The following is a 12,604-nucleotide window of genomic DNA, read 5'->3' as shown; positions in this document are numbered from 1 at the left end:
CCAAGAGGAACCTTTGTGGAAAGCGTCATTGCAAAAAAGCGGCTGTTATTGATCGACGACGAGGCCCGTGTGCGCGCCTCACTGAAAATGGTGCTGGAACCGCTCTACGACATCGCCCAAGCGGGTGACGGTCCTGAGGGCCTCGACATCTTCCGTAAAGAGGACCCTGACTTGGTCCTGCTCGACATCGTACTGCCGGGCACCGACGGTCTCGCAGTACTCCAGATGCTCAGGACAGAGCGGAAATCTACTCCTGTGATTATGCTCACCGGCACAAAATCCGTAAAAACAGCTGTAGATGCGATGAAGTTGGGGGCAGCTGACTACCTCTCAAAACCGTTTGATGTCGATGAGCTGCGAATCATAATCGACCGTGTCTTGAACTCTTCGGAGTTGGAGCAGGAAGTCACCCAATTGCGTGCCCAAGTCGCCAAGCGATACGCGTTTCACAATCTGATTGGAAAAAGTGCGGGCATGCAGGAGATCTACTCAAAAATCGAGCAAGTTGCTGACAGCCGAACCACCGTACTCATTACCGGGGAAAGTGGAACCGGCAAAGAGTTGGTCGCCAAAGCCTTGCACTACAACAGTTCCCGCCGAGAGCGTCCGTTTGTTGCACTCAACTGCGCCGCGCTCCCCGAGACGCTGATTGAAAGCGAGCTGTTCGGCCACGAAAAAGGAGCGTTTACGGACGCCACTGCCCGACGCGTCGGACAATTTGAGCTTGCCAATACCGGAACCTTGTTCCTTGACGAAATCGGCGATCTCAGTCCAGTCACACAAGCCAAGTTATTGCGTGTCATTCAGGAACGAGAGTTTACGAGAATCGGCGGAGTCCAACCAATTAAAGTTGATGTCCGTATCGTCGCGGCAACAAACAAGAACCTTGATGAACTTGTCCGAAAGGGGCTATTTCGGGAAGATCTCTACTATCGAATCAACGTCATCTCTCTCTACCTTCCTCCTCTTCGTGAACGTGGCGAAGATATTCCCTTGATCGCCAACCATTTCCTGGAGAAACGGTTAGAGGAAGCACAGCGCCCCCCCATTGAATTCGGGAAAGAGGCGTTGGAACTCCTAGCTCATTATCCCTGGCCAGGCAATGTGCGTGAGTTGGAAAATTTTATTGAGCAGGCATTCATCTGGTCTCAACATGCCACGGAAATTACCCCAGAGCATTTGCCGACTTCGATGAAAAACACCTCGCGTTCACCATCCCTCCGCGACGATACCCTTGCTGGCCGAATGTCGCTCGAGAAAGCTGTGATGGAGTTTGAACGAGAAATTATTCTGGATGCCTTGCAGCGAACCAACTATGTCCAGACTCATGCTGCTCATCTACTGGGAATCAGTCGTCGAATGCTCAAATATCGAATGGATACACTTGGGATCGGACGACCAGACAATTCAACTAGTAAGGATTCAGAACCTCAACAGCAAGAATGACACACACCTCTACAAGAACGACACAGTTTTACACATGCTATAACCATGGATAAGTATTCAATATTTCAAAAATTTATCTTTAGTTCATATATATAGTATGTCAATAAAATCGATGCCGCATATATGGATTCACGTATAAATTATTGATAAGGAACACTTTTTGCTTATTTTTTCTAGATACTTCTAGTATAGGTCGGATGACAGCCTCTACCCAACCTCCTACAAGACCGACGGTTCTCATCATTGATGATGAGGTGGGCCCGCGAGACGCATTGAAAGTCGTTCTTAGCCCATTATTCACCATTCACTGTGCCGAGAATGCCAGAAAGGCACTTGACCTCCTCCGAAAAGAGTCGATTGACCTTATTACCCTCGATCAAAAACTGCCTGATTGCCAAGGCCTAGAGCTCCTTCAAGAGATCAAGCTCAATTATCCCGCCATAGAGGTTGTGATTGTGACAGGATACGGCAGCCTGAAATCTGCGATGGAAGGCATTCGCCACGGAGCGGCAGGTTACTTACTCAAGCCGTTTAACGCACACGAACTGACCACACTCATTCAGCAGACGATCGAAAAGAAACGCCGACTAGATTTTCTTCGGCGATATCTCCACAGCTCACCGAAGCTGTGGGGGCCTCCGGAACAGCGGATCTCTGCGTGGGATACTCTCCAAACAGAACACCTCTCATTCTCTCCCACCCATGAAGCCGTTGCTGCAATGCCCTCGCACGATGATATGAGACTGCTTCCGTTATTCTCCGACATCCTTGAAGCAACCGACCGTCAATTATTGAATCATTCCAGTCGTGTAAGTTTCTATGCCACGTTAATGGCGGCTCGACTCAATTTACCCCTTGCTGACCAAAAGGCCTTGGCACTGGGAGCATTTCTCCATGACATTGGGAAAACGAGCCTTCCTCACTATCAGTTTGCTGAGGATCAAGTCCTCCCATCGCGAGAACCAGTCGTGTGCCCTGAACATCCGGTCAACGGGGCTCGAATGCTTGAGTTTCTAGGGCTACCAACCGAGGTCGGACAGATTATTGCCGCTCACCATGAACGATGGGATGGACACGGCTATCCTCAGGGACTTCAGGGTGCAGAGATTCCTCTCCTGGCCCGTATTGTCGGTATGGCGCAATTGTTTGACCACTTGACTGCAGATGCTCCAGGACGTTCTCCTCTTTCCGTTGAACAGGCGATTCGACAGATCGCAGACCCATCACTGATGCAATTCGACCCGCAGCTCCTGGAACTGTTCATCGATGTTGTCAAGGAGTCGACTGTCTCGAACCCGGCCATGGCTGCTGTTCCAGCTGCTTAACAGACTACTGACCAAAGCTGCCGGTGGCGGCCCCACATTGTTCAGGGACTCACCGTACGGTCTTGGCAAAGGTTTGTTGACACAAGCGATGGGTGGGTGAAAATGGCATACGACTCCCCCCTTCGCTCCTTTCGGCCTTGCCAGATGGCCTTTTGGGACAACCTGCTGGACAACTAGATCTGGGGCAGCCACCATGAGCCCCGTATCATTTGGGAAAGCGACGGGGGTTATATTAATTAACACCTGCTAAGCTACTCCTGTGCTCCAGCGATCAATTCCGCAGCTGTTGCTCGTGTCTTTTGAGTCACTCGCTCCCCGCCAAGCATGCGGGCAATTTCGCTCTCCCGGCTAGCACCGGCTAAGGCGCGCACCTTGGCCACCGTCCGCCCCTTGATCTCGGACTTTTCAACGCAGAAATGGTGTTCGGCCTGAGAAGCCACTTGCGGGAGATGGGTGATACACAACACTTGATGGTAGTGCCCCAAGGCTCGTAACCGCTTGCCAATCGTGGCAGCGACGGCTCCTCCAACCCCAGTATCAATCTCGTCAAAAATGAGTACCGGCACCCGATCGACATCTGCAAGGACAGATTTCAGTGCCAACATGACCCGCGAGAGTTCCCCTCCGGAGGCGACACGAGCCATCGGTTTGAGAGGCTCACCACTGTTCGTCGATAACAGAAACTCAACCCGATCGACCCCATCCTGGCCATACTCTTCGCCTGACTCGACTGACTCGACCTGAACGAGAAATCTCACGGGCCCCATCTTCAACGCTTCGAGATCCTTTCCGACCTGTCTCGTCAACGACGTGGCAGCGTCCGCGCGCTTTTCCGAAAGCTGACACGCTAACGTGGCAACAACTCGCTGTTGTTCACGAATCAGACGATCATACTGATCAAGCTCACTGCCCGAGCGACTCAGTCGTTCCAACTCCTCCTTCACCCGACTCTGAGTCTCGAGCACGGCCTCGATCGTCCCTCCATATTTTTTCTTCATTTTCTGAATGACTGCCAAACGATCCTCGATCGTTGCTAATCGTGATGGATCAGCCTCGAGCCCTTCCACATACCTCCGAAGCCCATCCGCAACTTCCTTTAGCAGAACGCGGGATTCTGATACCAGACCCGTTGTCCCTTTCATCCCTGGATCAAGCTGAACCAGTTCTTCTACCGCTCGCTCGATCAACGCCAGACTGGCTAAGACTCCCTGCCCATCCGCCTGCAGTTGTGCTTGAGCCTCCGATGCAAGTTCCGCCAGACGATGGGACGACGCCAACCTCTGACGCTCAGCTTGAAGCCCTTCTTCCTCCCCAAGCCGACAGGCTGCTTGATCCAACTCCTGTTGCTGAAAGCTCAACACATCGCGCTGCTGCATCCGCTGGTCGTTTGCGGCAGCCAATTCAGCCCGCTTGTGACGAGTCTTGGTCCATTCTTGATGACTCGCCCGATATTGACTTCGTAGATCTTGCAGACGGCCGAATGCATCCAACACCTCCAGTTGGGCCGCGCTGGAGAGTAACGACTGCTGATCATGTTGACCATGGATATCGATCAGAGTACCGGCGAACTCTTCCAATGTATGAGCCGGGCTGAGGATTCCGTTCAGATAGACTCGGTTTCGCCCCGATCGAGCGATCGTACGCCGGATGATAAGTTCTGAATCATTCGGGCCCAGTATCCCTTGAGTCCGCAGACGAGGAAGGATGGAATGGGTTGGCGGTATCTCAAAAACCGCTTCGAGCTGCGCTTCATCCTCACCGAAACGAACTTGCTCGCTTGAGACGCGCCCGCCAACAAGGAGTTGGACGGCATCAATCAACAGGGACTTTCCCGTCCCGGTCTCACCGGTCAGTACAGTAAAGCCCGAGTCAATTTCCAGACTCAGTCGCTCGATGACGGCAAAATTCGTAATACGCAGCTCAGTGAGCATCGCTGCGAGGAGACGCGTTAGGCAGTCCCAGCATGTTGTGCAAGAAGTGAGTCGATCATTTCCTTGAATTGACGCTTTGGCCGAGCCCCGACCAGCTTCTCGACTGGCTGACCGTTTTTAAAAAAGAGAATCGTGGGTATACTCATCACCTGATACCGACCCGCCACCTCAGGATTCTCATCGGTGTTCAGCTTTCGAACCTTCAATTTCCCAGCATATTCTTTGGCTAATTCGTCGACGATCGGAGCCACCATTTGACAAGGCCCACACCATACGGCCCAAAAATCAACCATTACAAGTTCAGAAGCCTTCATGACTTCTGCATCCCATGTGGAATCTTCTACTTTCAAGGCATCACCAGCCACGTGTTCCCCCTCCTTACAGCGTTAGAAGCAAGCCCCTATAACAACCGGAATATGGTACCCTACCACGGTTTTTAGAGTCAAATACGGATCAACGTCCGGCTTGAACGGTGGGTTGAGTCCCGTTGGCCTCGGAGGCCGGTGGTGGCAATCCATAAGGTCCTCCGGGGGTTGGCCAGGGCAGGCCACGTTCTCCGTACACAAGCGGATTCAACAGCGTTCGCATGAGGGCAGCTTCCGCATTGCCCACACCGCCGACCCCGGTGAAATTCAACATAAAGCCATACTGCTCCCGGTCTGGAAATTTGATGTAATGTAACCCCAATGACCAACATTTGCATGGGTTCTGATATAAGGCAACGACGTCCAGCTCCGGACTTCTGCCCTGCTTGACGTCATAATACGCTTTGGCGCCGAATGTCCAACCCCAGGGCGTGCGGACCCCACCACCCAGCGTCACGAATTGAATCTCTTTTGTCGGTGCAAAGACTTCGTTGAAGGAAATGGGATTCCAGATATCCCCTCGCCTCACCCGATTGCCATCCCTCGTATATCGCTGCCCAACTTCGAGGTACCAATTGGTTCCCTCCTGAAAACGCAGATCCGTATTGAATTGGCTCACGGTCAGCTGATACGGATCAAAAAACGCGTCCATGGTCACATACCGATTGATGGGGGGGCGCAGCGCCCAGGCTTGGGCCGCCTGACCAAAAATGGGAGTATCTAACTGTGACATCCCACTCAGGGGAGGAAGATTATTCCCAATCACGGCTCGCATCCAAATGTCAGAGAACTTCTTGCCTTGGATAGGCACCGTAGCCGGCAGGATTGGCTGGGTGAATGAACCGAGAAAAGGAGCAATACCAGGTGTGAACTCACGCGCCAGTGTTTGCGCAGCTCCAACATGATAGCTCTGAGCAACGGTGAGATCCAGCCAGTTGAAGGCCGTCCGTTTACCTGATTCCAATACACGACTGCGAAACATATAAGTCACGAGATTCTTTTTCGGCAGATCATCGACTTGATCGATTTGTGCCAGTTCGGACTGTCTGGTGTTGGGCACATATTCATACGTCACCGTCGGTTCAATAGTGTGTAAAAGACTACTCCCATCAGCCAGCGAGAAGCGGCGTGTGAGTTTCGATGTCGCATCAACTCCCAACCAAAACGTTTCTCGATGTTGACCGCCTTCTGACTGCGCACCCCTTGTATAATAGGCTTCTCGGAACTTTGCCTGCGGACGAATTCCAAGGATATGGCCAAACTGAATCACTTCCGTGGCAATACCGGGAACGAGGTTGAATCGGTTGAGAGCAAACCCGTCTTCTCGGTAAAAATTGACGTAGTTTCCTTCCATGCCGTATAGCACAGGCGAACGAAACAGAGATACATAGGGCAAGTTGTATCCGGCTTCGGGAAGGCGCTGGAAGGTGTCCTTACCGCCGGCCTGTAACGGCTGCAAATACAATCCCAAGAGATAGAGACTGCCGTAAGGAAGACGTTGAGACAGCAAGAGATTCGATTCGGTACTCGGGAGGGCTCGGAGTACGCCGGAATTGCTCAACTGCTGATAAAAGTTTGGATCTGTGACTAAATTGGCATTGGCCCGCAATAACAGAGTCTCCGTGAGATATTGTGTATGAGTACCCGTTACGGTCGCACGTGCCCGTTCGGCATCGTTACTGTTTCCCACTACACCACCAGCATCCGGCAATTGTGTCTGTTGCAAATAGCTCAGATACCATTTTCCTCGCGATCGGCGATCCAACACGTATCGATACTCGAAATCAGATCCATATCCCAATCGATCGTAGTAAGACGGGGAAATCGTTAAATCTTGGCTCGGACTGATCGCCCAAAAAAAGTGCGCCTGTGCACCGAACCCAAACCGACTGTTGTACTTGGGAGTAGGAATCAAAAACCCGGTTTGTCGTCTCGCCATCGGATAGGAGAAGGTCGGAAGTGGAATCGTGGGCACATCTAAGATGCAAAACCATCCGCCCTTAAAAGCCAGCATATCACCCATCGTCATATCCACATCCTTGAACCGAAACCGCCAGGCCGGCACTTCTCCTTCCTGAGCATCGCAGTTGGTAAAGCTCCCGTCTTTCGCACGATAGTGGTATTCGGACAACCGTTGTAGGTACCGACCCGACACGAGCGTGTTACGAGTAGGAACGAAAAGCTGCGTATGAGTCGCAACACCTGCTTCGGTATTCACGTTCAACTCCAATCGCTCGGCTGTCACATCCGCCTGCACATCGGTTAAATGAACGTGACCTACGGCGGTGAGTATCCCGGGCAGAGTCTGAATGGTCGCGTGGTCTGCCGTCAGCGTGATCCCTCCCTGACGAATGACGACGGCCCCATTCGCCTCGTAGATTTCCTGTTCTTGTTGGTAGTCGATACGTTCTGCTGTGATATCCAGAGGAGCGGCCCCAGAAGAAGATGCGTCGTGTCTCCCCGGCGAGTGATCAGCTGCTGACACAGTCAGCGATGGAAACAGGAGCGTGACGATGATAAGCATGCCCCCTTGACGGATCCACGCGAGAGGATCCCCCATGTTAGCCGCGAATTGGGGAAAGACCACAGCCACGCACTGACGCTTTGATGTCTCCCAGGAGCATGAGCGATCCTGCGATACAGATGAGGTCTTGCGACATCGCCCGACTTCTAGCAAGAGCCAACGCGTCTGTCGGAAGAATCGCCTCTCGTACGGGACCCGACCATTCATCCAACGCTGCACGGAGTTCGTGAACCAGAGCGGATCGCGAGAGAGCCGCTTGAGTCAAGACGATCTCTGAGATCACCGGCAAGAGTGGAGTGATAAATCCACGATGATCTTTGTCCCGCATCATGCCCCAGACGAGGATAATTCGAGAGGCCGGGTGTTGGACGGCATAATCTGCCAAGTACCGAGCGAGTACCTCCGCCGCGGCAGGATTGTGCGCTCCATCCAGTACCACGTGAGGTTCCTCGTCGATCGTTTCCAAGCGTCCTTCCCAAGAGACCGTCCGTACTCCCTCCAGCGCCGCCCCTTCATCTATAGTGATCCCTCGTTGCCCCGCTGTTTCCAGAAGGGCCAACGCGCAGGCAGCATTGTCCCATTGATGGCGACCGACCAAGCCACACTCCACCCCCTCGACCACATGCGTGGCCCCTCGATAGACCAGTCGCCCTGAGCGATCATGTTCAAGACTGAATTCTCGACCAAGACGCCAGAGTGGTGCGGTACGATCCTGGGCAATATGGGACAACACCTGTTCTGCCTCTGGCCTCATCCGGCCGATCACAACCGGGACACCAGCTTTAATGATCCCACCTTTCTCAAAGGCAATAGCCTCTTCCGTGTTTCCTAAATACTCCTGATGGTCCATGCCGATCGTTGTGATCGCACAGGCCAGTGGCTGTTTGACCACGTTGGTCGCATCAAACCGTCCTCCCAAGCCGACCTCCAGGACCGCGACATCCACTGCCGACTCCGCAAAATGCAGGAAGGCCAGAGCCGTCGTCATTTCAAAAAATGTCGGATGCAGATCATCCGTCAACACCGCTCGCAATCGTGCCAGTAACGCCTCGACTCGTTCTTCCGTGATCATCAGGCCATTGACACGAATCCGCTCTCGAAAGTCGACAAGATGGGGAGACGTGTAGAGCCCGACTCGTCGGCCGGAGCAGTGCAGGACGGCTGCCGCCATCGAGGCCGTGGATCCCTTCCCATTCGTACCCCCAACATGAAATACCTGAAGCGAATCCTGCGGATTCCCTACCCTATCCAATAAAAGACGCATCGTCTCCAGACCCAGCTTGATGCCGTGTTTCTGAAGACCATAGAGATATTCAAGGACTGATGAATAGTTCATCAACAACCGGAGGGATACAGAAACCTAAAAATGATTCACGAGGGTACCGACCGTCTCCTTCAGACGCCGACGCTCAACGATCATGTCGATCATGCCGTGTTCAAGCAAAAATTCGGCGCGTTGAAACTGGTCGGGTAATTGCTGCTTAATCGTTTGCTCGATCACACGAGGACCTGCAAACCCAATCAGGGCTTTGGGCTCCGCAATGATGACATCACCTAACATCGCCACACTGGCCGTCACCCCGCCGAATGTCGGGTCGGAAAGAATGGAGATAAACGGCAGCTTGGCCTCACCCAACTTCGCCACGGCGGTCGACGTCTTAGCCATCTGCATCAACGAGAGAATGCCCTCTTGCATCCGAGCCCCGCCTGATGCGGTCACCAAGATCACCGGCAGTTTCAACTCCAACGCGCGATCGACCGCGCGGCAGAGTTTTTCACCGACGACCGAGCCCATACTCCCACCCATAAAACTGAAATCGAACACGCACAACACCACACGGTTCCCATTCACCAACCCTTCTCCAATCACCAAGGCATCTTTACGGCCCGTCTTTTCCTGGTGGGCCTTCACACGCTCACGATAGGGTTTGGTGTCCTGAAACACCAAGGGATCCTGTGCTTCCAATCCCGCGTCCCATTCCTTGAACGTACCAAGATCGATGAGCAACCCGATCCGTTCCGTGACGGAAATCGGAAAATGATACTCGCACTTTGGGCAGACCTTGTTGTTACGGTCAACTTCCTTCCGATAGACGATCTCACGGCAATGGTTGCATTTAAGCCACATCCCCTCGCTGCCTTTTGAGCGTGGGGGAGGGCTGGAATCGCTGGGCTTCTCTTTCTTAAACCAGGCCATCGTTACCCCCTCGTCTCTGAACCGATGCACTGAGAAACCACTCTGAGACCACGTTTCAACCAGAGATCGCTTCCCATCATGTCGTCTCCCCTCATCAAACCGGAAGGATTGTGCCGCATCATCTCACTGCATTCCCGTCGATAAACCTAGCTCCAGTGGCATCCACAGCCCCCACTCAAACAGTCACACAACTTACCTCTCCTAGGCGGCCATGACGAGCCCCTGTTTGCTCCTGCGCGATTAGCTGACGAGTACACTGATGAGGATAGGCCGCCATTGTAGCAGATCTGTTGGATGGAATCTCATCCGCCCCGAGCATGCATTTCCAAGTGTGGATCTTCACGAAGCCGGTCAATATCGATCAGTTCTCTTGATCGCAACCCGAAACGCTCCAGCGCCTTTCGCTCTTCAGCCCCGCGCTCACGACGAGCCGTCCACACCGATCGAACCAACTCTCGCATCTCTGCGGAACTGGCACCCCGCCGAAGTGGTTTTCGTAGATCCACACCCGACGCAGCATATAAGCACAAGTACCAAATCCCGTCGGCGGTCACACGACTACGATCACAATGGACACAGAAGGGCTGCGTCGTCGAGGAAATAATCCCAAAGATCGTCCCATCCGGCAAGCGAAATCGTTGCGCTGGAGCCGCGCCACGCTCCGGGATGGGGATGATCTGGCCGTACCATCGACCTAGGAGATCAAGAATGCGATCCTGCGACAAGACCTTCTCTGGATTCCATTCATTTGCCCCTCCGACATCCATATACTCGATAAACCGCACCTCAGCCTGGTAGTGCTTGGCAAACTCAATCAATGGAATGAGCTCATCGTCATTGAATCCACGAATCGCCACCGTGTCCAGCTTCAGATTCGGGAATCCCACTCTCCCGACCGATTCAATTCCCTCGACCACACGTGAAAATTCATCCCGCCTGGTCAACTGGCGAAACCGCTCTGGTCGAAGCGTGTCGAGACTGACGGTAACCCGATCAACCCCCGCTTCATACAGCTCTTGCGCCTGCTCTGCCAAGAGAATGCCATTGGTCGTCAAGGCGACTTCCGTGATCCTGCGATTCTGTCGCAGTAAACGAACGAGCCGCGTCAGATCCTTTCGCAGCAGAGGCTCCCCACCTGTCAGTCTGACCTTGCCGACGCCCAAGTCGGTGAAATAGCCGACCAACGTCGCCATCTCTTCAAAGCTTAAGATATCCTCTCGTGGCAACCAAACATACTCAGGCTCCGGCATGCAGTAGCTGCAGCGGAGATTACAGCGATCCGTCACGGACAATCGCAGGCTGCCAAGCGGGCGACCGAATGTATCGACCACAGCTGGAAGATCGGCACCGATAGATCCTGAATTCACAGCGTTCCTCTTCCCTCTGAAAACTTTTTACCCCTCTCACCACTGACGCTTTACCCAGTCCTAAGGATGTTCCTCGACCCAGACTTCCCCTTCCGGCGTATGTTCCAGCTTCCAAATCGGCGTGATTTGTTTGAGTTCATCGATGGCCCACCGACAGGCCGTGAACGCGTCGGCGCGGTGCTCCGCCCCGGCGATGATAAGCACAATATTCTCACCGATCGTGATCTCACCATACCGATGAATAATCAACAACTCGAGAATGTCGAATTCTTTCAGGGCCCGCTCACGAATCTCGCGCAGTTTCTTCTGCGCCATACCCTCATAATGCTCAAACGTAATCCCATCGACATCTCGCCCGCGGGATCGATCGCGAGCAATACCCAAAAACGTGGCAATGCCACCAATCCGTTTCGATCGGCCTCGGACTCGATCGAGTTCCTCATCGAGGGAAAAATTCTCCCGCTGCACACGGACAAATTGATCGTCGCCGCCTCGTTCACTCCCTGATCCTCCGGCAAATGGCGGCAAGAGCGCGATCTCGTCACCATCACTGATGATCGTGTCCTCGTGCGCAATGTCCTGATTCACCGACACCAACACCTTCTTCTTCTGAATGAGTTCTCCGATAGCGGGATGGCTGATCTCGATTGCCCCGACTAAATCCTTGACCAACCGGCCGTTCGCCACATTCAACGACAGGGAAGCCTGATTTCCCGCCAGCATTTTCGTCATACCAAATAACGTGATCGTCACCATCATGGCTTCGCCTTCACCTCAACCTTCCCTGGTATAGGTCCCTGACTTCCCACCCGACTTTGACAGGAGACAGACCTCACTAAAACTCATGCCCCGATCGACTGCCTTACACATGTCATAAATGGTCAACGCCGCAACCGTCGCGGCCGTCATGGCTTCCATTTCAACTCCCGTCGGTCCCGTCGTCTTGGCCGTGGCCGTAATGGCAATGGAACAGCGGCCTGTTGGATCTGGTTGCGGTTCTTCTTTGAAGACGATGTCGACACTGGTAAGCAAGATGGGATGGCACATGGGAATCAAGTCCGGCGTCTTCTTCGCACCCATTACACCAGCAACCTGAGCGACAGCCAAGACATCGCCCTTGGCGATCTTGCCTCGTTGAATCTTTTCAAGAGTTTCAGGAAGTAAGAAGACTTTGGCTTGAGCAGTGGCTGACCGTTCAGTTTGCTTCTTGGCACTGATGTCGACCATCCTAGCCCGACCAGATTCGTTAAAGTGGGTGAATTCAGCCATTTTATCCGTTGAATCAGTACGTTACAGTTAACCGGTAGCAGGATTACGGGATTATAGGTGCCGCCAGAAATGAAGGTCAAGCCAATGGCAGACAGCAATCTATTGCCGAATTCTGGCCTGAAGTGGGCAGCCCATACGGCAGATACACGACAGATGCTTGCATCGATGAGTCAGGCGGAT

At 53.3% G+C, this 12,604-nt stretch carries 10 protein-coding genes; 2 read left to right on the top strand and 8 right to left on the bottom strand.

Features of this window, described 5'->3' with window-relative positions; genetic code table 11:
• The first annotated feature begins 15 nt into the window (after positions 1–15).
• Together ACYX34_RS09105 and ACYX34_RS09100 are read left to right on the top strand one after the other, a co-directional pair.
• Complete coding sequence (locus ACYX34_RS09105; RefSeq protein ID WP_462076240.1) at positions 16–1,446, top strand: sigma-54-dependent transcriptional regulator; 1,431 nt, start codon at positions 16–18, stop codon at positions 1,444–1,446.
• 197 nt (positions 1,447–1,643) lie between these two features.
• Positions 1,644–2,771, top strand: a complete 1,128-nt coding sequence (locus ACYX34_RS09100) for an HD-GYP domain-containing protein (protein ID WP_462076239.1) — start codon at positions 1,644–1,646, stop codon at positions 2,769–2,771.
• A 251-nt stretch (positions 2,772–3,022) separates the two neighbouring features.
• Here the strand turns inward: ACYX34_RS09100 and recN are convergent, their stop codons facing one another.
• From recN to moaC, 8 genes are all read right to left on the bottom strand, one after another.
• Positions 3,023–4,702, bottom strand: coding sequence for a DNA repair protein RecN (recN, locus tag ACYX34_RS09095; RefSeq protein ID WP_462076238.1), 1,680 nt, complete (start codon positions 4,700–4,702; stop codon positions 3,023–3,025).
• Positions 4,703–4,719: 17 nt separating this feature from the next.
• Positions 4,720–5,067, bottom strand: a complete 348-nt coding sequence (gene trxA, locus ACYX34_RS09090) for a thioredoxin (RefSeq protein ID WP_413936284.1) — start codon at positions 5,065–5,067, stop codon at positions 4,720–4,722.
• Between the two features lie 88 nt (positions 5,068–5,155).
• Positions 5,156–7,591, bottom strand: a complete 2,436-nt coding sequence (locus ACYX34_RS09085) for an LPS-assembly protein LptD (protein WP_462076237.1) — start codon at positions 7,589–7,591, stop codon at positions 5,156–5,158.
• Positions 7,592–7,628: 37 nt separating this feature from the next.
• Positions 7,629–8,927 (bottom strand): bifunctional folylpolyglutamate synthase/dihydrofolate synthase, encoded by a 1,299-nt coding sequence (locus ACYX34_RS09080; RefSeq protein ID WP_462076236.1) that lies wholly within the window; start codon positions 8,925–8,927, stop codon positions 7,629–7,631.
• 24 nt (positions 8,928–8,951) lie between these two features.
• Positions 8,952–9,788, bottom strand: a complete 837-nt coding sequence (gene accD / locus ACYX34_RS09075) for an acetyl-CoA carboxylase, carboxyltransferase subunit beta (RefSeq protein WP_462076235.1) — start codon at positions 9,786–9,788, stop codon at positions 8,952–8,954.
• Between the two features lie 302 nt (positions 9,789–10,090).
• Positions 10,091–11,155 carry a GTP 3',8-cyclase MoaA gene (moaA, locus tag ACYX34_RS09070; RefSeq protein ID WP_462076234.1) on the bottom strand — a complete coding sequence of 355 codons (1,065 nt, stop codon included), beginning with the start codon at positions 11,153–11,155 and terminating at the stop codon, positions 10,091–10,093.
• Between the two features lie 60 nt (positions 11,156–11,215).
• On the bottom strand, positions 11,216–11,914 hold the full coding sequence (locus ACYX34_RS09065; RefSeq protein WP_462076233.1) for a molybdenum cofactor biosynthesis protein: 699 nt from the start codon (positions 11,912–11,914) through the stop codon (positions 11,216–11,218).
• Between the two features lie 15 nt (positions 11,915–11,929).
• A complete protein-coding gene (gene moaC / locus ACYX34_RS09060; protein WP_462076232.1) occupies positions 11,930–12,424 on the bottom strand; it encodes a cyclic pyranopterin monophosphate synthase MoaC in 495 nt (164 codons plus the stop codon).
• Positions 12,425–12,604 lie beyond the last annotated feature (180 nt).

The organism is Nitrospira sp. CMX1 (genome assembly GCF_054902215.1).
This window is presented reverse-complemented; position numbering and strand designations above follow the sequence as displayed.